Origin of the sequence: Pseudoalteromonas aliena SW19 (assembly GCF_014905615.1) — a bacterium.
In the GTDB taxonomy this organism is placed as follows: Bacteria; Pseudomonadota; Gammaproteobacteria; order Enterobacterales; family Alteromonadaceae; genus Pseudoalteromonas; species Pseudoalteromonas aliena.
Genome location: NZ_AQGU01000029.1, coordinates 364,906 through 387,172, shown reverse-complemented (window position 1 = coordinate 387,172; position 22,267 = coordinate 364,906). Strand labels below are relative to the sequence as shown.

The 22,267-nt window shown below is 40.7% G+C and carries 17 protein-coding genes and 2 pseudogenes; 14 read left to right on the top strand and 5 right to left on the bottom strand.

Annotated elements, in window-relative coordinates; translation table 11 throughout:
• Positions 1-36 precede the first annotated feature (36 nt).
• The 3 genes and pseudogenes from PALI_RS18115 to PALI_RS18105 all read right to left on the bottom strand — a co-directional run.
• Positions 37-261, bottom strand: a pseudogene (locus PALI_RS18115) (alpha/beta hydrolase family protein); the annotation flags it as partial.
• A gap of 50 nt (positions 262-311) precedes the next feature.
• A pseudogene (locus PALI_RS18110) lies at positions 312-542 on the bottom strand (alpha/beta hydrolase family protein); the annotation flags it as partial.
• A gap of 50 nt (positions 543-592) precedes the next feature.
• Positions 593-3,061, bottom strand: coding sequence for a S9 family peptidase (locus PALI_RS18105; protein WP_193157000.1), 2,469 nt, complete (start codon positions 3,059-3,061; stop codon positions 593-595).
• 162 nt (positions 3,062-3,223) lie between these two features.
• Here PALI_RS18105 and PALI_RS18100 point away from each other — a divergent pair, with 162 nt between their 5' ends.
• From PALI_RS18100 to PALI_RS18085, 4 genes are all read left to right on the top strand, one after another.
• Positions 3,224-4,228, top strand: coding sequence for a LacI family DNA-binding transcriptional regulator (locus PALI_RS18100; RefSeq protein ID WP_193156998.1), 1,005 nt, complete (start codon positions 3,224-3,226; stop codon positions 4,226-4,228).
• Positions 4,225-5,454: a glycosyltransferase gene (locus PALI_RS18095; protein ID WP_193156996.1), complete on the top strand. Its 1,230-nt coding sequence runs from the start codon at positions 4,225-4,227 to the stop codon at positions 5,452-5,454. Before PALI_RS18100 ends, PALI_RS18095 begins: the two co-directional genes overlap by 4 nt.
• Before the next feature lie 116 nt (positions 5,455-5,570).
• Complete coding sequence (locus PALI_RS18090; protein WP_077535620.1) at positions 5,571-6,797, top strand: threonine/serine exporter family protein; 1,227 nt, start codon at positions 5,571-5,573, stop codon at positions 6,795-6,797.
• 257 nt (positions 6,798-7,054) lie between these two features.
• Positions 7,055-8,710 (top strand): RluA family pseudouridine synthase, encoded by a 1,656-nt coding sequence (locus tag PALI_RS18085; RefSeq protein WP_193156994.1) that lies wholly within the window; start codon positions 7,055-7,057, stop codon positions 8,708-8,710.
• A 23-nt stretch (positions 8,711-8,733) separates the two neighbouring features.
• Here the strand turns inward: PALI_RS18085 and PALI_RS18080 are convergent, their stop codons facing one another.
• On the bottom strand, positions 8,734-8,952 hold the full coding sequence (locus PALI_RS18080; RefSeq protein WP_138584811.1) for a DUF6500 family protein: 219 nt from the start codon (positions 8,950-8,952) through the stop codon (positions 8,734-8,736).
• Positions 8,953-9,332: 380 nt separating this feature from the next.
• Here PALI_RS18080 and PALI_RS18075 point away from each other — a divergent pair, with 380 nt between their 5' ends.
• A complete protein-coding gene (locus tag PALI_RS18075) occupies positions 9,333-9,758 on the top strand; it encodes a hemerythrin domain-containing protein (RefSeq protein ID WP_077535617.1) in 426 nt (141 codons plus the stop codon).
• Positions 9,759-9,851: 93 nt separating this feature from the next.
• Here PALI_RS18075 and PALI_RS18070 read toward each other — a convergent pair whose 3' ends face one another.
• Positions 9,852-10,265, bottom strand: a complete 414-nt coding sequence (locus PALI_RS18070) for a hypothetical protein (RefSeq protein ID WP_077535616.1) — start codon at positions 10,263-10,265, stop codon at positions 9,852-9,854.
• A gap of 389 nt (positions 10,266-10,654) precedes the next feature.
• On the opposite strand from PALI_RS18070, the gene PALI_RS18065 reads away from it, so the two are divergent.
• The 9 genes from PALI_RS18065 to PALI_RS18025 all read left to right on the top strand — a co-directional run bounded on the left by PALI_RS18065 (position 10,655) and on the right by PALI_RS18025 (position 22,260).
• Positions 10,655-13,015: a TonB-dependent receptor gene (locus PALI_RS18065; RefSeq protein WP_193156993.1), complete on the top strand. Its 2,361-nt coding sequence runs from the start codon at positions 10,655-10,657 to the stop codon at positions 13,013-13,015.
• Positions 13,016-13,025: 10 nt separating this feature from the next.
• A complete protein-coding gene (locus tag PALI_RS18060) occupies positions 13,026-15,179 on the top strand; it encodes an FAD-dependent oxidoreductase (protein ID WP_193156991.1) in 2,154 nt (717 codons plus the stop codon).
• A 2-nt stretch (positions 15,180-15,181) separates the two neighbouring features.
• Positions 15,182-16,015 carry a DUF547 domain-containing protein gene (locus PALI_RS18055; RefSeq protein WP_193156989.1) on the top strand — a complete coding sequence of 278 codons (834 nt, stop codon included), beginning with the start codon at positions 15,182-15,184 and terminating at the stop codon, positions 16,013-16,015.
• On the top strand, positions 16,002-17,336 hold the full coding sequence (locus PALI_RS18050; RefSeq protein WP_193156987.1) for an ABC transporter substrate-binding protein: 1,335 nt from the start codon (positions 16,002-16,004) through the stop codon (positions 17,334-17,336). The genes PALI_RS18055 and PALI_RS18050 overlap by 14 nt, the downstream gene beginning before the upstream one ends.
• Entirely contained in the window at positions 17,333-19,087 is a 1,755-nt protein-coding gene (locus PALI_RS18045) for an ABC transporter permease (RefSeq protein ID WP_193156986.1), read from the top strand. Before PALI_RS18050 ends, PALI_RS18045 begins: the two co-directional genes overlap by 4 nt.
• 55 nt (positions 19,088-19,142) lie before the next feature.
• On the top strand, positions 19,143-19,781 hold the full coding sequence (locus tag PALI_RS18040) for an ATP-binding cassette domain-containing protein (RefSeq protein WP_193156985.1): 639 nt from the start codon (positions 19,143-19,145) through the stop codon (positions 19,779-19,781).
• Between the two features lie 31 nt (positions 19,782-19,812).
• Positions 19,813-20,493, top strand: coding sequence for a CDP-alcohol phosphatidyltransferase family protein (locus tag PALI_RS18035; protein WP_193156984.1), 681 nt, complete (start codon positions 19,813-19,815; stop codon positions 20,491-20,493).
• Complete coding sequence (locus PALI_RS18030) at positions 20,486-21,274, top strand: sterol desaturase family protein (protein ID WP_193156983.1); 789 nt, start codon at positions 20,486-20,488, stop codon at positions 21,272-21,274. Before PALI_RS18035 ends, PALI_RS18030 begins: the two co-directional genes overlap by 8 nt.
• 278 nt (positions 21,275-21,552) lie before the next feature.
• The gene (locus PALI_RS18025) at positions 21,553-22,260 is read left to right on the top strand and encodes a hypothetical protein (protein WP_193156982.1); all 708 of its coding nucleotides are present in this window, start codon (positions 21,553-21,555) and stop codon (positions 22,258-22,260) included.
• Positions 22,261-22,267 lie beyond the last annotated feature (7 nt).

Below are 22,267 nucleotides of genomic sequence, written 5' to 3'. Positions count from 1 at the left end.
ATAAGTAGCCGCGTTATTGCTTACTCATGTTTATTACTATTGCCCAGCACTTACCACTGGTTCAGTAATAGCTTCTACGGGCTCAACTGTATCTCTTAGCAAGTACTTATCTAGCCACTGCTCTTGTTCCCACAGTACGTGTAATAAGCTTTTACGCGCACGGGAACCATGTGCCTCATAAGGGAGCATAACTAAACGTGCATCTTTACCTAACCCTTTTAGCGCTGCGTACATACGCTCACTTTGCATTGGGAAGGTGCCGTGAGATTAAGAGTGGATCTTCTTGCCCTCACAGCATAAATGCACCTTTACTATTTGCTAGGTGTTAACTCTGTCACTTGCTCAGAAGTTGCTTTTATTGGCTCAACTGTATCACTTAGCAAGTACTTATCTAACCACTGCTCTTGTTCCCACAGTACGTGTAATAAGCTTTTACGCGCACGGTAACCATGTGCTTCATAAGGGAGCATGACCAAACGAGCATCTTTACCTAACCCTTTTAGCGCTGCGTACATACGCTCACTTTGCATTGGGAAGGTGCCGTGAGATTAAGAGTGGATCTTCTTGCCCTCACAGCATAAATGCACCTTTACTATTTGCTAGGTGTTAACTCTGTCACTGGCTCAGTAGTTACTTTTATCGACTCAACTGTATCACTTAGCAAGTACTTATCTAGCCACTGCTCTTGTTCCCACAGTACGTGTAATAAGCTTTTACGCGCACGGTACCCATGTGCTTCATAAGGGAGCATAACTAAACGGGCATCTTTACCTAACCCTTTGAGCGCTGCGTACATACGCTCACTTTGCATTGGGAAGGTGCCAGAATTAGGGTCTTCTTGTCCGTGGATCATCAGCATTGGTTCGTTAATTTTTTCAGCATGGAAAAATGGTGACATATTAGCGTACACGCTTTGTGCTTGCCAAAAATCACGCTCTTCTCCTTGAAAACCAAACGGCGTTAATGTGCGGTTATACGCGCCACTGCGCGCAATGCCTGCTTTAAATAAGTCGCTGTGTGCTAATAAGTTAGCAACCATAAACGCACCGTACGAATGCCCTGCTATTGCGATATTATTTTTATCGGCAATGCCTTTTTTAACCAATACATCAACAGCTGCTTGCGCGCTTGATACTAGCTGCTTTCTAAAGTTATCGTTTGGCTCACTGCCATCAATACCCACTATTGGCATTTTAGGGTCGTCAAATACGGCAATCCCCTTTGCAAGATAAGGCATTGGTCCCCAGTAGCCAATGTAAGTAAACGCGTAGGGTGATTCACGTACTTGCGATGCAACCGCTTTATCTTTGTATTCAAGAGGGTAAGCCCACATTAACACAGGTAACGGGCCTTGTGCTTTGTCATACCCTGGCGGCAAATAAAGCGTGCCCGAAAGCTCAACACCGTCGTTGCGTTTATAACGTAATTGCTCTTTAGTTACCCCTTTAAATGCTGGATACGGGTGCTCAAACGTTGTTAATTGCGTTAGCGTGTCATTATCTAAATCACGTATAAAAAAGTTAGGTTGCTCAGTTTTAGATTCACGAATAGTAATAAATCGCTCACCTTCGTCGTCAAGCAGTGCGCGTACACGCTCGTAGTATGGTGCTTTTGATTGCCATAAACGCTTGCTGTTATTTGTTTTAACATCAAACCTATCTAAAAACGGGATATTACCTTGCTCTGAAGCACCATTACCACGCAGGTAAATATAGCGCCCGCCTACAATTTTAATCACGTTGGCGCCTAAATCGTTGCGCTCATAAATTGCACTACCTGGATCTTTATACGCATCGTTGTAACTACGCTCTGAAAACAAAACGCGATTTTTGTCAGCATCACGTGGCTGCACTATATAAGTACGAACTTGGCGATCGCTAAAGCGCCAATCAGTGAGCATTGCAACGTTTTCGTTACCCCACTCCATTCCCGCATAACGGCGCTCAACTTTTGCAAATAATTTAGGCTCGCGTTTAAATGGTGCACGTAAGCTGTAAACATAATCATGATGCTCAACGTCGGTTTTCATGTCGCCGCCATCTTGCGCTTCTGCCCAAATAACCTCAGCCCCTTGATCTGCTCGCCATTCAAAATCGCGGCGGCCAGTGCGAACGCTGTCGTAACCTTGTGGAATATTGTCGGCAAGTGGCTGTTTTGCCAGCTCTGCTAAGGCATAGCCGCGCATGCCCCATATTTGCCACGTGCTTGCAAAGCGGCTGTAAGGCACTTGATACGAAAACGGCTCATTAATACCCGCGACTAATATATTGGTAGAATCCGGTGATACCGAAAATGATTTAAATAAAGAAGGGCTACCTATTGCTTGAGCATTGCCATCAAGCGTTATGTAAGCCAATTGTCCTTGGCCGTAAAACTTAAATTGTGATTCATCAAACGGGCTTGTTAATAAATTTTGGTAAGTACGTGCTGGCGCTTTTTCGCCAGTGCTTTGTTGAATAACTGGCACTACATTTTGGCTGTTATTTTCAAGCCTTGGCTTGGCAAAGTTAACAGCGAGGTTTGCAACAATCGCACTGCTATCTGGCAGCCATTTATATGGTGAGGCAGTTAGTACCGAATTTAATGCAGCGCTGGTTAACTCTTTTGCTTGTTTGGTTACAACGCTGTAAAGCCATAAGTTGGCTTGGGTTGGTTGCTCAACAACAAAGGCTAAATATTTACTATTAGATGACCATTTAGGTGAGCGAATAATACCCGTTGGTAAGTTATTAACACTAATAACCGTGCCGCTTTGAACATGCTTTAGCTCTACAGCACTAAACTTGGCACTGACACGTGAGCGAGAAAAATTAGCGGGATTTAGCTTAATACCGGCAAGCTTAAGCTCTTCTTTTGCAAGCTCGTCGAGCGTCACTACACGCTTACGCTCAAATAATGCAAGCCACTGACCATCGCTTGATAAGTAACTAGAGGGTGCCAATTTAGCATCAACCAGAGCGGCAAGCTCAGGTGATGGCGTTTGATATCCTTGCTCAGCGTAGCTTGTTGGCAGCAATGTAACACTACAAATAAAGGCAACTAACAGCCTAAAAGCGTTCATGTTTTATCCTTTTGTTATTTTTTACTTTTATAAACGTATATAAACACGTTTTGCTTTGTTCATAAAGCATTAAGCTCGTTTTAAGTATTCCAATGGATGACTTAATAGTACTGTTTAAGCTACACTACAGCGCTATTTATTGACCACTGCGACACATTAAAAATGCATAACAAAACCAAATCAGTCACTATTTTTGATGTTGCAGATCTTGCCGGTGTATCAAAATCGACAGTGTCACTGGTACTTACCCAAAGCGATAAAGTAAGTGATAAAAGCAAACAAAAAGTATTAAAAGCGATTGATGCGCTGGGCTATGTTTATAACCGCGATGCGGCTGCAATGCGCTCAAGGCGATCTAACTTAGTCGCAATAATAATAAACAACCTAAACGATCCATATATGGCACAACTTGCCACAAGTATAGAGCACTTGTTAAACGAAAATGGCTTGCAAGCCATGATTTTAAGTAGTAATAATAACCTTGAACGACAAAAAAATGCGGTTAAAAGTTTAAAAGAATACAATGCTGCCGCGTTTATTATTTGCCCCGTTGCTCATACTTGTGGAAAATGGCTCGATACACTCAGTGAACAATACAAAGTCATTACCCTAATGCGCGAAGTTCCCTTTAGCGTTGCTCCGTGTGTGTTACCTGACTATAAAAAAGCAAGCCATCTAGCCTGCATGCATTTGCTGGCGCAAGGGGTCACACATATTGCGTTTATGGGCCATGAGCTTACTTTAAGCGACTCTCAAGCACTACAAAGTGGCTTTAAGAGTGCTTGTTCGCAGCACAATGTAACGCCTCTTGTTACCATCGCCTGTGATCAAAATCAGCCGCTTGACGCTGAAAATGCGTTTATTAAAGCTTATAAAAAACAACCTCAGTTAAATGCCGTAGTGTGCGCAAATGACATAGTTGCGCACGGTGTGATTACTGCAATACACTCACTTAACATACCAGCCAAACACAATATAAACGTAGCGAGCTGCCATCATTTACCTCACTACACAGTAATGCCTGACAATGTGAGTACTGTGGTTATTAACGCCGATGATATCGCTAAGCGGTGCCACTTAGTACTACAAGAACTACTACAAAATATATCCCCACCAGTCAAAACACTGGTCAATGTAAACTTACAAATTAGAGATTCTAGCCAATGAAAAAAGTGCTGGTAATTGGCTACGTATGGCCAGAGCCAAATTCGTCTGCTGCGGGAACGCACATGATGTCGTTATTAAATGCATTTAGAGCGCAAAACTGGGATGTGGAATTTGCAACGCCCGCACTACGTACCGACCACATGGTAAACCTTGACGACGTTGGCATAACCTGCCAAAGCATTGCACTAAACTGTGATAGCTTTGACGAATACGTAAAAGCCTATAACCCAGACATAGTGATGTTTGACCGCTTTATGATGGAAGAGCAATTTGGCTGGCGTGTAGATAAACACTGTCCGCATGCGATTAAAATTTTAGATACCGAAGACTTACAATGCCTGCGTAACGCTCGCCACGAAGCATTCAAAGGCGAGCGTGAGTTTTCAACTAGCGATTTACACTCAGACATAGCCAAACGCGAAATAGCAGCTATTTTACGTTGCGACTTAAGCTTAATTATTTCAAGCTATGAGATGAGTTTACTCCACAGTGTATTTAAAGTAGAGCCAAGCTTATTACATCACCTTCCTTTTATGGTCGATTTAAGCGCATTACCAACGAGTACTAAAACGTTTGAGCAGCGCCAACACTTTATGACCATTGGCAACTTTAGACACGCGCCAAATTGGGACGCCGTACTTTACCTACAAAAAATATGGCCACTTATTCGCAAGCAACTACCAAAAGCAGAGCTGCATATTTATGGCTCTTACCCTCCGCCTAAAGCCACCGCACTTAATAACCCAAAAACAGGGTTTTTAATAAAAGGTTGGGCCGATAATGCGTTTGATGTAATGCAAAGTGCACGTGTATGTTTAGCGCCACTGCGTTTTGGCGCAGGCATAAAAGGCAAACTACTTGAAGCTATGATAATGCAAACACCTAGCGTTACCACCAACATTGGCGCAGAGGGCATGCATAACGAGTTACCATGGCCTGGTAAAATAGCCAACACCGCTGATGACTTTGCTGATGCAGCTGTAGAAATGTACAACAACCAAAGTGACTTTGAACAAGCACAACAAGATGGCAATACACTACTTAATGCGCTATACAACAAAGCACAATTGAGCGCTGCGTTAATCCAAAAAATTGACACAATAAGTAGCGATTTAAGTGCTCATCGCGAAAAAAACTTCACAGGCCAAATGCTCAAACATCATACAATGCGCAGTACGCAATACATGTCGCAATGGATAGCTGAAAAAAATAAAAAATTAGATTAAAAATGACTAGACACACACAGATTAGTGTTTAAAATCGCGCCCATCGAACGTGGGCAGTTTTAGCTGTATTGTCTATATTTTTAGCTTAGTTATCGCAATATTTGGTTCAAAAAGATTTGAAAACTGCAACTTTTACAGAAAAACGCAAATTTATCGTAAAATTAGGTAAAATGCTTCATAAGTATGGCACACCAGCCTACCGCCTAGAAGCCCACCTAATGGAAGTGGCTACTTACTTAGGTCTCAAATCCTCATTTGTAATGTCGCCAACCTCTGTAACATTTGTTATTTGGACCGACGGCCACGAAGACGAGTATACCCATGTTGCGCGAGTCGATCCTGGCGATCACGATTTAGGCTCCCTTGCCGACACCGACGACCTTGTAAATCAAATGCTTGACGACAAGTTAACTTTACAAGAAGTCGATGCTCAGCTTGATGCAATTTACGTTATGCCCAACCCATACAACAAGCTTGTAACAGGTATTGCATTTGCCACTTCTGGTGGTGCCTTTGCTATGCTAATGGGTACCAGTTGGACTGACGTAATTTGGTCATCATTACTGACTCTGGTTGTTTATTTATTTGTACTTTGGTCTGGCCGCTCAAAACGTGTTGCACACATGCTAGAACCATTAGTTGCTATTGTGTCAGCCATATTGGCCTGTGCCGTGAGTGTATATATAACGCCTGAAATAAATATACGCTTAGTGGTGCTTTCAGCCATTATTGTATTTATACCTGGTTTAGCGCTTGCACTGGGGTTAGCCGAGCTTGCAGCGCGGCATTTGGTGTCTGGTACCGCGCGAGTAATGGACTCGTTTATGCTACTGTTTAAACTGTATTTTGGTGGTTTCATTGGCATAGGTATTGGTTTTGCGTTATTTGGGCAAGCCGATTTTGTACAGCCAGAACCATTGCCAAAGTGGACAGCATGGCTGGCTATATTCTTACTTTGTAGCAGCTTAATCGTTATTTTTAGAACCAAACTTAAACACGCAGTTTGGTCTATTGCATCGGGCTTTATAGCGTATGGCACGAGTATCGGTTCGGCTATGTATCTTGATTACACCTTAGGTACCTTTGTCGGTGCTTTATCGGTAGGTATATTTAGTAACTTGTTTAACCGTGTTGCCAATGCGCCCGCCTCAATTGTGGCCATGCAAGGCTTGATTGTGTTAGTTCCAGGTAGTAAAACCTATATCGGCTTAAATTCTCTGATTGAAGGTCAAGACTTTGTGTACGCAGAGCATATAGGCCAACAAACGTTTTTAATATTTATGTCGCTTGTTGCAGGGCTAATATTTGCAAACGTTGCCCTACCGCCTAAAAAGAGTTTATAACTGATATTAAGCACTCGCTTTACTTTAATTGAGCAAAGCGAGTTCAGCTGTCAATCACTTTACTGATATAACCTGAACTCTGGTTAAAAGATTTTCAGTAAATTCAACGCAGTTAGCGCTAAAAATAGCTGCTCGAGATAGATTTATTATCCAAAGTTCAGGGTGATACAGTGTCCTTGAGATACTTAGTCGCTTAACTGTGAATATGTTACTATCACTTCCAATGCTTTTATTTACTGATTCATCGCCTAATTACCATGCCAAATTTTGCTCCTTGCTTTACGTTATTTTCTGAAAACATTGATAAGTTCACGCTTCCTGAAAAGTTTACCTTTCCGTTTTATTACGAGCCACAACCATTAGCGGTTGCCGCTACTGAGCAATTACAACAGCAACTTGAAGCATTAACACATTTAAAAGCAGAAAATGCAGGTAAAATGTTTGGTGTATTAGTGGTGCAAAATACTGAGCAGCAGTTGGGGTTTTTAAGTGCTTACTCTGGGCAAATTGAAGGTGATAAAGGCAATATTACCTTTGTACCTCCTATTTCTAGTATGCAGCTACACGACGATTGCTATTTAGCTCAAAGCGAAATAATTAATGATATTAATGCTCAAATTGAGCAGTTAGAAAATAGCGAACAACTGCATGACGTTAATTGCAAACTTGATGATGCAACACAGAGTTACCAGCAAGCGCTATTAGCTCAACAGGCAGTAATGCAAATCGGTCGCCAGCAACGAAAAATACAACGTACCGAAGGCGAATTAGAGCTGAGCGAAAATGATTTTGAGCAGTTAAAAAACAAGCTTGCCGGACAGAGCATCGTAGAAAAAAAACAGTTGCAGGCACTTAAGTTACATTGGCAAAATAAGATAGATTTACTTCAGCACGCATTAACGAAAATTACTGATGAAATAGCCCATTTAAAAAAACGCCGAAAAACGCTTTCTAAAAACTTACAAAAAAAGCTATTTGCTCAATATCAGTTTTTAAATGCAAATAACGAAGTCAGAGACTTAAATACTATTTTTTCAATACTACCTGAGCGGATCCCACCAGCAGGCTCTGGAGAATGTGCTGCCCCAAAGTTGCTACAATATGCGTACAAACACCACTTAAAACCGATTGCTATGGCTGAGTTTTGGTGGGGAGCCGCGCCTAAATCTGCAATCAGACAACATAAAAACTACTACCCTTCTTGTTACAGTAAATGCCAACCTATATTAGGCCACATGCTCGAGGGTTTAAACGTTGAAGATAACCCTCTACTTATTAATCCGGCCGATGGAAAAGATTTAAGCATTATTTATAAAGATGACGATTTACTGGTGGTAAATAAACCCGCTGAATTTTTATCTGTACCGGGCGTTAATATTGAAGATTCTGTTTATATGCGTATTAAAACGCAGTTTCCAGAGGCATCTGGTCCGCTAATTGTGCACAGATTAGATATGTCCACTTCGGGGCTTTTAATGATCGCCTTAAATAAACGCGTTCATAAAGCACTACAAAAACAATTCATTGAACGCACAATAGATAAGCGCTATGTAGCATTAGTTGAAGGAAATGTTCCCGAAGATAGCGGAACGATTGATTTACCACTCATACTCGACTTTGATGACAAGCCACGCCAAATGGTGTGCTACAAAAATGGTAAACCATCACTTACTACATGGCATGTTTTAAATCGTAAAAATAATGTTACACGCTTGCAGTTATACCCTAAAACAGGCCGTACCCATCAATTAAGAGTGCATTGCGCGCATCGTTTAGGACTCAACACGCCAATGGTAGGTGATACACACTACGGTCAGAAAGCGGATAGATTACATTTACATGCAGAATACTTGGCATTTACTCACCCAATTACCCAAAAACGATTAGAGTTTGAAGTAGCCGCCGATTTTTAATCAAACATTAATCGTTGAACCCGTTAAAGCCCATCTAACACCATTTGTTTGATTTTATATGCTTTTACAAAATGATCTAATTGATGGGTGTGTATCCACCATGTAGCCGCTTCCATGAGTAGCTCAGGATCGTCGTTTTTATTTGCAAAAAACGCATAAAAAGATAGACCCACATTTTCGCCCTTCGTCGCTATTTTTTTATCACATACAGTAATTATTTTTGCTCTTAAAGTACTTTGCATGTATACCTCATTTGAATAGTAATAGATTAACCTGCTGTTAATCGCTAATAACAGCGTAACAATAACAAAAATTCTAAAAAACAATCCTTCTAATTCACCTACAAAAGTCGCTTTTATGATATTTTTATTTATGCACTTGAGCGTTGGTTGTCACTTCTACCTGAATGGTATCACTACTTTATCGCTTTAATAAAACATACAACCATTAAATACCTGTAGGCATGAAATTATTGCACTTAAATCATTGTAAAATTTACAGAATAATAATCAAAAAATGAACCATTAAAAACATAAACAATAAAATTCAACAACTTACACATTGGCATTTAGCTTGCTCTCTATTGGTATAAGCAATTAAATAATAAGTGAAAGGATTAGTTATGAATATTTTTGAAGCACTACGACATGATCACGACAAACAACGAAAATTGGTAGATGCACTTATTCAAACTCATGGCGACACAGATGAACGCCACACATTAATGGATCAGCTTAAAACAGAATTAAAAGAGCACGCAAAATTTGAAGAGCGTTATTTTTATAACCCGCTAATGCTTGATGATTTAACTCATGAAAAATCACGTCACAGTGTTGCCGAGCATCATGAAATTGATGAGTTAATTGAAGACCTTGAGGTTACCGAAATGAGTTCACCGGCTTGGCTAGTTACAGCTAAAAAGCTGCATCATTTAGTCCATCATCATTTAAGCGAAGAAGAGCACGAAGTATTTCAATTGGCAGGAAAAGCACTCACTGAAGAACAAAAGGAAAGCTTAGCAAAGCAATATAACGACGCTATGCATTAATTTGAAACCGTTTAACTTAAATACACTCCCTGTGTACTGTTTGGTTATAAGGCAAATGCCTTATAACCATTTTTTCTTTTAACAACGTGGGCACTACTTAATAGTAAATTTTACGTCTTGATCACGTAATAAGTAAAGTGCAAAACACGCAGCCCACATAGGCCAAGCAGTAAAAAACAATAGATTATTAAAACCGTCGATGTATTGATTGTATGACGAGAGAGTCGATAATCCATGCATTACAAATATCAGACCGTACGTGATACGCTTTTTAATACCCGCTACAAATGCTAATACTAAAATAAGCTGCAAACCACCCAGTATATAAGCAACAATATCTGATGAACCACTGATCCCGTAAAAGTGCTCAAAAATACGTGCGCTATGGCCTGGATTTACGAATTTATCGAACGTCCACATGATCATTACGATAAAAACGCCTAAACGAAGCGATAAAAGAGACCACTGCAGACGATTTTGAACGTCAGAATTCATTGAACTTGTCATAAAACTTCCTTTAAAAATATATAAATAAACCTTGAAGTAACCAAGACCGTATAAATTCGTTTTTATTTCAAAATTTTTAATTATTTTAATTAAAGTAGCTCCTTAACCTTGTAATTAACCTGGACTGTGGATAGCTCGGTATCAAGTACCTTGTATAGAAGTAAATACATATGAAGAGTTAACAGCTAAAAGTAGGCTATAATTAAAAAAATCATTAAAAGCAAATATTTAGATTCAATGTAGACCAATTACTGTATTGGGCAATCGTTAATTATGCATCTATTTTTGTTATGTTCTAAAAAACGAAAAGAAACAAAATTTTACTGAAAGTTATTTTTAAACCTTTCGGTCTTTATCGCCATCAACATATAACCGTAGAGAGAAAACGTTTGAAACACGCATACTTGGCTTTATCCTTAGCCACCATATTAAATACACCACTGAGTGCTTTTGCAGCTGAAGAATCAAAAACAACAAAAAATGATGCAATAGAACGCATTGAAGTGGCGGGCCAAGTTATTAAATCTCAAGGTCTTTCGGTTAAAGACTCTACGGTTGATGGGCCTTTTGGTGACAACTTAGCACTGCAAGATATAGCACGCTCAGTCACCCCTATTTCAAGCGAACTGATAGAACAACTTAATATTACAACGCTGCAGGATGTGCTAGCAGTTAGTCCTAATACCTATTCAGCGAGTGGATTTGGTGCACCGAGTTTGCCAACAATTCGTGGACAGCTCGGTGAACTTTTCCAAGATGGTACACGCCGCCAAGCAGGTAACAATGGTTTTGGCGTGCCGTTATCATTTAATCCTGTAGAGCAAATAGATGTAGTAAAAGGCGCACCACCGGTTTTATTCGGTTCGAGCCAACGTAATGGTGGCTTTGTGAATCTACATTCTAAAAAAGCGTCTACTGATGAAAGCAAAGGCAAGGCGAGTTTATCCGCAGGCCGGTGGGATCAATACCGTGTTTTAGTGGATTACAGCGCACCGATTGTAAAAAACAAAGTTGGCTTTAGAGTAAGCGCTGAGCACATTGATAATGGCAGCTACTACGACTACTCTGGCACCAAAAGCGATAGCTTATTTGCAGCGTTACGAATATTGCCAGATGAGAAAAGCAGCTGGGATATTAATTTTGAGTTATACCAAGTTGAATTTACCGACAATGCGGGTATTAATCGCCCTACTCAAGCACTGATAGATCATGGCTTATACATTACAGGCCAAGGCGTGCAAGCAAACGGCAGCACAATACCAGCAGCAGGGTCTATCATTTCGCCTACTGGACAAGTAAAAATAGACCGCAGCACGGTACTTACCGATCCTGATAACCAAAACGAAGCCACTACCTACTTACTACACAGTATTTATAAGCGTGAACTTTCTAACAATGCATCAATAAAAAACATTACGTATTTTCAACACTTACAACGTGAAGAAATTGCGCAAAACAGCTTTGTGGAAATTATAGACGGTGCCGATACAGCACAAAACCGTACCGAGTTAACTTATCAATGGAGTGACAAACAACAAACAATTTTTGCATTTGATGTACGTTACAACCGTGTATTAGGTTACAGCCAATTTACTACCGAAGCCGATTTACCGATTGATTTAACTGGCCCTATTTCAAATCGTCGTATTCCTTTAACCAATGCGCAACAAGCACGTTTAATTGAAATTAGTCCAGGTGTGTTTGTATCTCCTGGTGGCCAGTACGATATTAACAACGATGGTAGCGGCGACTTTAATTTATCAGACACTACGGACTCTCGCTCGTGGCAAACTGGGTTTGCTATTCAGCAAGATTCAGATTGGACAAATAAGTTTCATACAAGCGTAGGTTATCGTGTTGATTATTATGATGTAGAAGCACGTGATCCAATTGCACCACAAGGTCAAGTCGCCGCCAGTGATAACATTAGCGACACACTGCAATCGGGTCAAGTTAGCTTTAATTACAAACTAAATAATGATTACACCACTTACGGTGCGGCAAGTTATAACGAAGCTACATCAAACAGCATGGCTGGTGGCACATCACTGGGTGGCGACAACGCAATCAGTGCACAAAACTTCGCTACCGAAAACACCCTTGTTGAGTTTGGTTTAAAATACGCACCAACCGATAGCGATTGGTACGCCGATGGCGCTTTATTTAGCCAGCGCCGTAGTTTACGTAACCGCGATGGAAGCAATACCGGTATTCGTACACAAGGGTTTGAAGGCCAAGTATTTTACGATGCCTACCCATATTGGTTAAGTGCTGGGTACAGCTATATTGATGCGCGTTACGACAACTCTGCAAGTAGTCAAGATTCAGCACAAGTCGCTGATGCATTTGACAACTCTCGTCCAGATATTATCGCTGGTACCGGTGTTGGCGCACCTAACTTTACGCCATTTGCGGCTTCAAATAGCCAAGTGCAGGGCATTCCAGAACAATCGTTCAGTGTTAACGGAAACTATTCGATAAATACGAAATGGCAGGCGGGTTTTTCAGGTCTATATACAAAGAGTTACCCATTAGACTTTTTAGCTACAGTTAAAATTCGTGATCAGTACACCTTAAACGTTAATACTAGCTACGCTTTTACACCTAGTACTAAATTGCGTTTAGATGTAAACAACGTCACAAATCAAAAAAATTGGAGCCCAGTATTTGAAGGTGGTTACTTTGGTGCAACGTTAGCTTTTCCTGAGTTACCAATAAACGCAAAGTTAACCCTTACGCATAGTTTTTAAGAGAGAGAACATGATTAAAAAAATATTTTTATTATTGATTGCAGCAGCCGCCGTAGGCTTGTTCTTTCACTTTAATTTGCACCAACTACTTACGCTTGATGGCTTAAAAGGGTCGATGGATCAGTTTAACCAGTACAAAGAGCAGTCTCCCTTATTAGTTATTGGCGGGTTCTTTTTGCTATACGTAGTAGTAACTGCTCTCTCTTTACCGGGGGCGGCTATTTTAACACTGGCAGCAGGCGCACTATTTGGTCTAGTTGAAGGTTTATTGGTTGCATCTTTTGCATCAACTATTGGTGCAACGCTTGCCTTTTTAGTATCACGATATTTATTACGTGATTCTATCAAACAACGTTTTCCTGAGCGCCTAGCCGCAATTGATGCTGGTGTTGAAAAAGAAGGTGGCTTTTACTTATTCACCCTTCGTTTAGTGCCTGTTTTTCCGTTCTTTTTAATCAACTTACTAATGGGCGTTACTGCAATAAAGTCATGGACTTATTATTGGGTAAGCCAGTTAGGTATGTTAGCAGGTACATTTGTGTTTGTTCTTGCTGGTACGCAACTGGCGCAAATAGAGAGCTTATCTGGAATTTTATCATTCAACTTAATCTTATCGTTCGCTTTATTAGGTATCTTTCCATTTATTGCAAAAGGAATTTTAAACGTGTTTAAAAAACGCCGTGTATACAAAAATTATACTAAGCCTAAAAAGTTCGACCGTAACATGATTGTTATTGGCGCGGGCGCTGGTGGTTTAGTAACCAGTTACATTGCCGCTGCTGTTAAAGCAAAAGTAACCCTTATTGAAGCGGGCGAAATGGGTGGCGACTGTTTAAATTATGGTTGTGTCCCAAGTAAAGCCGTTATTAAAAGCGCTAAAATTGCAGAGCAAATTCGCCACGGTGAAAACTACGGCCTAGAAAACGCAACACCACAGTTTTCGTTCAAAAAAGTAATGGCGCGTGTACATAAAGTTATTGCCGATGTAGCACCACACGACAGTGTTGAACGTTACACTAACTTAGGCGTAGATGTTGTAAAAGGTTACGGTAAATTAATAGACCCGTGGACTGTAGAAATTAAACTTAACGACGGTGGCACGCAAACACTCACTGCTCGCACTATTGTTATTGCCACTGGCGCACGCCCATTTGTACCGCCATTACCTGGCATCGAAGAAACTGGTTATGTAACAAGCGATACATTGTGGAATAAATTTGCAGAGCTGGATGAGGCACCTAAAAAACTTGTAGTACTTGGTGGTGGTCCAATTGGCAGCGAATTAGCACAAAGCTTTGCACGTTTAGGTTCAAGCGTGACACAAATTGAAATGGCGGAACGCATCATGATCAAAGAAGATCTTGAAGTGTCTACCTTTGCTCACGAAGCGTTAACCGAAAGTGGCGTTAATATTTTAACATCGCATCAGGCATTACGCTGTGAAGCTCGCGATGGTAAAAAATATATTGTTGTTAAACATAACGACAAAGAAATAGATATTGAATACGACGAGCTACTATGCGCCGTTGGCCGAAGTGCACGCCTTAAAGGTTACGGTCTTGAAGAGCTAGGCATAGAGACAAACCGTACAGTGGTAACTAACGAATACCTTGAAACGCTCTACCCTAATATTTTTGCAGCAGGTGATATTGTAGGTCCATACCAATTTACACATGTGGCAGCCCATCAGGGTTGGTACGCAGCAGTAAATGGCTTATTTGGTCACCTTAAAAAGTTTAAAGTCGATTACCGTGTTATTCCGTGGACTACGTTTATTGACCCAGAAGTTGCACGTGTTGGCTTAAACGAGCAAGACGCAAAAGACAAAGGCATAGATTACGAAATTACTCGCTTTGAATTTGAAGAGCTAGACCGTGCAATTACCGACAGCGCTACAAAAGGCTTTATTAAAGTAATTACACCAAAAGGCAAAGACAAAATACTCGGTGTTACTGTGGTGTCTGAACACGCTGGGGATTTAATTGCTGAGTTTGTACTGGCAATGAAACACGGCTTAGGTCTTAACAAAATATTAGGTACTATACACAGCTACCCTACTTGGGCTGAAGGTAACAAATACGCAGCAGGCGAGTGGAAACGCGCTCATGCACCTGAAAAAGTACTTAACTTGCTTGAAAAATACCACACTTGGCGTCGAGGTTAATTATGTTTAAAACACCTCTAAAAGCATTGTTATTTGGCTCAGTTTTAGTTGCAACATCGTTTGCAACGTCATTTTCGGCCCAAGCCCAAAACATGCACGATAGCTGGAATGCATTGTTAAATAAGCATGTTGTTACTATTAACCATAATCACAGTACTGAGGTTGATTACGCTGCCATAAAACGTGAGCATGCACAGCTAAAAACGTATTTAGATTCGTTAACGGCTGTAACGCAAAGCGAATTTGACGCGTGGGAAAAGCCTAAGCAACTCGCTTTTTTAATCAATGCTTATAATGCGTGGACTGTAGAACTAATCGTCTCTAACCTTACGAGTAAAGAGTATCCAGATCTTAAATCAATCAAAGACTTAGGGAGTTTTTTTAGCTCGCCGTGGAGTAAAGAGTTTGTGCCATTACTTGGCAAAACTCGCAGCCTTGATGAGATAGAGCATGATTTAATACGTGGCAGCGGTAAATACAACGACCCACGCATTCACTTTGCGGTAAATTGCGCGAGTATTGGTTGCCCAGCGCTTCGAGAAGAAGCGTATACCGCCACTGATTTAGAAAGCCAATTGCAAGAGCAAACGGTGCGTTTTTTATCAGATATGACACGTAATATGGCTCAAGAAAATACGCTAAGCGTGTCTTCAATATTTAAGTGGTACGGCGATGACTTTGAAAAAGGCTTTAGAGGTGCAAACACGCTACAGCAGTTTTTCTTGCAGTATCCTGATGCCCTTAAACTGATACCCGCTCAGCAAAAAGCACTTAGAAATGATGACATGAAAGTTAAATTTTTAGACTACAACTGGGATTTAAATGTTCGCCATTAAGTTTTGGCAAACACTGACGCGATACAGCTTTTGCTGTGTCGCGTTTTGCGTTTGTGCAATCGCAAATTTAGCTGTTTTTTCGAGCATCGCGTTTGCTAATACCGTTATCAACTCAAAGAGTGAAAGTAATTTAGTAATAAACACACAACAGGGATCTCGCTGGCAACAAGTTCAAACTCTTGGTCGCAATCAAGATGTATACTTTTATGCATGGGGTGGCGACGCGCAAATAAATGCCTATATTCAATGGGCAGCGCAGCAAGTTAAAACTAAGTACAACATTAACCTAGTGCATGTAAAATTAAGCGATACCAGCGAAGCTGTAAGCCGTGTACTTGCTGAAAAATCAGCAAACAATAACAACCAAGGCAGCGTAGATTTAATGTGGATCAACGGGGCTAACTTTGCCACCATGCGTGAGCACTCTCTGCTTTTAAAAAAATGGGCTAATAAACTCCCCTACTTTGCATTAACTGATCCGGCTAACAACCCTGCTGTAACCTTTGACTTTGGTTTACCTACCAATGGGATGGAGGCTCCATGGGGGCAAGCGTCACTTACCTTTTATTACGACAGCATTGCAATAAATGGTAAGGCAAACAATAAATTGCCTACTACATTAAACGAATTATTAAACTGGAGCGCGCAAAACCCTGGTCGCTTTAGCTACCCAAAGCCGCCTGACTTTTTAGGTATGAGCTTTTTAAAATACGCCTTAGTTGTACTGCATCAGCAAAGCAGCGAAAATATTAAAGCGCAGCTAAACCAACCAGCTACAACTAAAAATACAGCGCAAGTGTTAAACCCACTGTGGGACTTTTTAGATAAATTACACCCAACTCTTTGGCGTGGTGGCACTCATTTTATGCAAAGTGGTGCTCAAATGCGCCGCTTAGTAGACGATACAGAGTTGAGTTTAGCCTTTACTTTTTCAGCACCAGAAGTACCGGCAGCAGTAAAACGCTATGATTTACCAAACAGCATTCGCAGCTATGCAATGAGTGATGGCAGTTTAAGTAATACCCATTTTGTGGCAATCCCTTACAATGCAAGCCACCAGCAAAGTGCGCAATTAGTGGCTAATTTTTTACTCAGCCCTGAAGCGCAAGCTGAAAAACAAAAAGCGCATATATGGGGCGATAAAAGCGTACTTATTCAATCAACGTTAACGCCTGATCAGCAAGCCTTATTTAAAACAGCTAAACCGCATCCAAGTGCACTGCCTTTAAACAGTATTAAACGCACATTGAGCGAACCTCATCCAAGCTGGGTAAACGCTATTATGCAAGGTTGGCAAACCCGTTATGGAGTAAGCCAATGAGCGTTATTTCAAAAAGTGTACTAGTAAATACCAAAGCAACAACGCAGTGCAGCACCGATATGTTTACGCGCATTGTAAAATTTAGCCCGCGATTTTTACTCGCTTTACTTATACTACCCGTACTTGGTGGCTTAATTAGCGTATTGCTGCCTGCCTTTGGTTATGCGCCCGTACTGGAGCAAACAACGTTTAGCTTGCAAGGTTTTAATACCCTTTGGCAAACACCTGGCCTTACCCAAATGGTTACCTTAAGCGTTGCAACAGGCTTAATAAGTACTTTGCTTGCATTTATCATTACCTTAATGATTTTAGCTGCGTTTTTTAATAGCCCGTGGCTTAACCGAATTCAGCGTTTATTGAGCCCTATATTAGTTATACCTCATGCCGCAGCGGCTATTGCGGTGGGGTTTTTAATTGCCCCTTCAGGTATGATTTCACGCTTAGCGTCGCCTTGGTTAAGCGGCTGGGAACTTGCGCCAAACGGACTATTTCCGCATGATTCGTTCGGTATTAGTATTATTTTAGGCTTAACACTCAAAGAGCTTCCCTTTTTATTATTAATGGCACTGGGCGTACTTGCTCAACCTGAGCTTGGCAAAAAATTACACCAACAACATAAGGTTGCGCTTAACTTGGGTTATTGCCCAATGACCGCTTTTTTTAAAGTAATACTGCCAAGTCTTTATCCGCTGCTGCGTTTACCCCTTTTAGCCGTGCTTGCCTATGCAAGTGCCAATGTAGAAATGCCACTCATTTTAGGCCCAAATACACCACCCACGTTGGCCGTTGCAATAATGCATTGGTTTAACGATGTTGATTTAAACCTGCGTATTAAAGCCTCAGCAGGTGCTTTATTACAACTAGCTGTTACAGGCGGGTTATTAGCGCTTTGGCTTGGCACAGAAAAAGCCGTAAAAGTGCTATTTAGCGACTCGCTCACTAATGGAGTGCGCGAATACGGCGGATTTTATTGGCAAAAAATAACGGTCGTACTCACCACATTAGTAATTAGCTTTATACTGTTGTCACTTATTGGTTTAGTTATGTGGTCGGTTGCAGGCTTTTGGCGCTTTCCGGATGCAATGCCTGAGCAATTTACGCTACTGCATTTTAAAAGTGCGCTAATGCAGATGAGCAGCCCGCTTTTTAATACGCTAGCAATCGGTTTAGTAACCACGCTATTTGCCATTATTCTTACTTTATTGTGTTTAGAATCAGAGCAATTGAGTGACAAACCTATTTCTCGTTTTACCAGTTTAATTATTTACTTACCGTTATTAGTACCCAGTATTGCCTTTTTGTTTGGGCTAGTATGGATACAACAATTGGTAAATAACCAAGCCGCATTTTTTAATGTAGTACTTACGCATTTACTGTTTGTGCTGCCTTATGTGTTTTTGTCACTTGCGAGCAGCTATAGGCGTTTAGACCCTCGTTTTGCTCATGTTGCAGCAAGCCTAGGCGCAGCGCCATGTAAGGTATTTTTTAAAGTAAAACTACCTCAGTTGTTTGCTCCTATTTTAATTGCAGCCGCACTGGGCTTAGCAATTAGTTTTGGACAATACCTCCCCACGCTTTTAGCTGGCGGCGGGCGCATAGCCACAATAACAACCGAAGCCGTTACGCTTGCCAATGGCGCAAGCAGACGCACCAGTGCCGTGTACGCTATTATGCAAATGGTGTTACCGCTTATTGGATTTATACTGGCATGGGGTTTACCTAAATATTTTTTCAAAAGTGCACGTGTTTAAACGTGCACATATTTAAAGCACCCATGTTTAACACTATCAGGGTTAAGGTTTTTTAATGCAGTCATCGTTACAGATTAAAAATTGTCAGCTTTATCGCCAAAATGAGCTGTTACTTAGCTTAAACGAGCAAGTAAATGGCGGTGAAATTCTGACTATTATGGGCCCATCCGGCGGTGGTAAATCAAGCTTATTAAATTGGCTTACGGGTACTTTACCAAGTAGTTTTAAGGCCAATGGTGAGGTGTGGCTTAATGGTCAAAATATCGACAACACACCTCCACACTTACGCCATATTGGTGTACTTTATCAAGACGCTTTGTTGTTTTCGCATTTAACTGTTGCTGGTAACATTGCCTTTGCAATGCCCAAAGGCAATAAAAAACAACGCCTTGGAAAAATAGAACACGCGCTTGAACAAGTTGGCCTTAAAGACATGGGTAATCGTCACCCCGACAACCTCTCAGGTGGGCAACAAGCCCGTGTTGCATTATTACGTATGCTGCTGAGCGAACCTAAAGCCATTTTACTTGACGAACCCTTTAGCAAACTCGACACCCAACTGCGTGTTGATACACGCGAACTCGTGTTTAGCCAAATACGCGATCATAAGCTACCTGCAATTATGGTTACTCATGATCATAGCGATGCCGACGCTGCAAATGGCAAACTCATTACTTTAAGTAGCGCACTTTAATGAATAGTTTTAAACGCATAAGGCAACAAACATGCTAGACAAATTTATCACCCCTGTAATTAAGCCACTTTTAACACCTGTGGTTATGCTTATGCATAAACGCGGCATAACCGCCGATCAGCTCACCGTGGTAGGCTTTTTAGTTGGCTTATTAGCGGTGCCATTACTGGCGTTTGAAATGTGGTACGGCGCATTAGTTGCTATTGCTTTAAATCGAATTTTAGATGGACTTGATGGCGCATTAGCACGCTATGCAAACCAAAGTTCAAGCGCGGGTGGCTTTTTAGATATCACACTCGACTTTTTATTTTACGCGGCTATTCCGCTTGGCTTTATTTTGGCAAATCCTGAGCAAAACGCGATAGCGGGCTCGTTATTACTTGCCACTTTTATTGGTACGGGCTCCAGTTTTTTAGCCTTTGCGATTGCCGCCGAAAAATTTAAACTCGAAAAACCGCAATTTAAATACAAAAGCTTTTACTACTTAAACGGCTTAACCGAAGGCACTGAAACAATAGCGCTATTTATTGCATTTTGTATTTGGCCGCAGCACTTTGCCATTATGGCGAGCATTTTTGCTATTGCGTGTGGCATAACTATTTTTACCCGTATACATGGTGGTTATCATACGCTCAAAAAACAAGAAGCCGACGCTAATAAAGCAGCTGAAAACGCGCATAACAATACAAATTCTGAGGTAATAAATGACTAATGAAGTATGGTGGCGACTGGGCTGTTTTTTTAGCATTTTAATTATAATGATGCTGCTTGAATGGCAAAAGCCAGCACGTAAATCCCTGATTAAAAACAGAACACGTTGGTTTGCTAACTTTGGGTTAGTGTTTGCATCATCAGTTATTGCGCGCTTAGTGGTCCCTATTGGGCTAACCGCCGTAGCGCTTTACAATCAAGAGCATGGCATAGGCTTATTTAATCAAATAGCGCTACCAAGCAGCTTAATTATTATATTGAGCATACTTTTACTCGATATATTAATTTATTGGCAACATAGATTATTTCATCAAGTGCCTATTTTATGGCGCTTGCACCGCGTTCACCACGCCGATGCACATGTTGATACCAGCACTGGGCTGCGCTTTCACCCTATCGAAATTGTGCTGAGCATACTTATAAAACTCATTGCAGTAACTGCTCTTGGCGTACCTGCCATTGCGGTACTTATTTTTGAAATAGCACTTAATGGTTTAGCATTATTTAACCATGCAAATATACGCCTACCTAATGCCATTGAAAAGCCGCTGCGCTTAATACTAATGACGCAAATATTGCATCGTATTCACCATAGCCAACTGGTTAGTGAAACTAACTCAAACTATGGTTTTAGTGTAATTTGGTGGGATAAATTATTTGGTAGTTACAAAGGTAAAGCTAAAAAAACCGACGCAGATATAAATATTGGCTTAAAAGAATACCCAAGCCAAAAGCAAAATGCCTCGTTGTGGGGCTTATTGATCATGCCATTTAAAAAATAAGTGAGCTTAACTTGATGTTCACTAAAAAAACGATTGCACTCTACAATTGAATTAAACGACTTTATAAACACACTGTTGAATAAATAGACAAATAATAACAATACTCATATTTTATTATTACAATAAAATATTAAAATCCAGCCTTCTTAAACAAGTGTAATAAAGTGTAATAATTATTATTGCTAAATAGAACTACTCTTATCAAACCTGATGTATTGAGCAACGATTGCTCATTTTGGTACTTAGAACTTAAACTTATTATATTGGAGATAAGAGCTATGAGTACAATTACTTGGAATGATGGACGTTCTATTCAACTTACAGGTGGTGACACAGCACAGTGCGAAAACCTGAAGGCAGGGCAGCTTTATGCTGTATTTTTATATAATGCATCAGGGGAAGATCAAAATATCCCAGTAACCGTAAATATAGGTAACGGTCACCCCCCTAAACCTGTCAATGTCCCAGGAACAACCGGAAATAATGGTCTAGCTGCCTTGGCCCTTATTTCAGGTAATGATACACAAACCGCCAATGTATCGATTACAAGCCATCAAAGTGGTGCAAAGATTGATGCATGGATAGGTAGCGTTGGTATGCCAACGAATACATCAGGCATTGAAAATATGCAACTACCATTCAATGGTGAACTGCAACAATTTAACAAACGCGCTAGATATTACGCAGTACCCGAGTCACGTTGGTATCAGTTGACTCTCAATAGCCCGCAAACTCAGTTTATCTCTGTTCAGTTTTCAGAGAACCATGCAAAAGTATTTATAAATAATCCAGTGGGCGACCCGAGTAATATAATTATACCTACAGGTACTGTAGCTGAAGGTTCAAGCTATGAAGTTGTTAAACCACAAGGACAACCACAAACTATTACTTATCAAGGCCAAGGTAATGGTCAGCAAAAAGTATGGATGAATGCTGATAGCCAGCAGAATTCGTCTGACTCTACCATAGTTGCTCAATACATTTAAGTTAGCT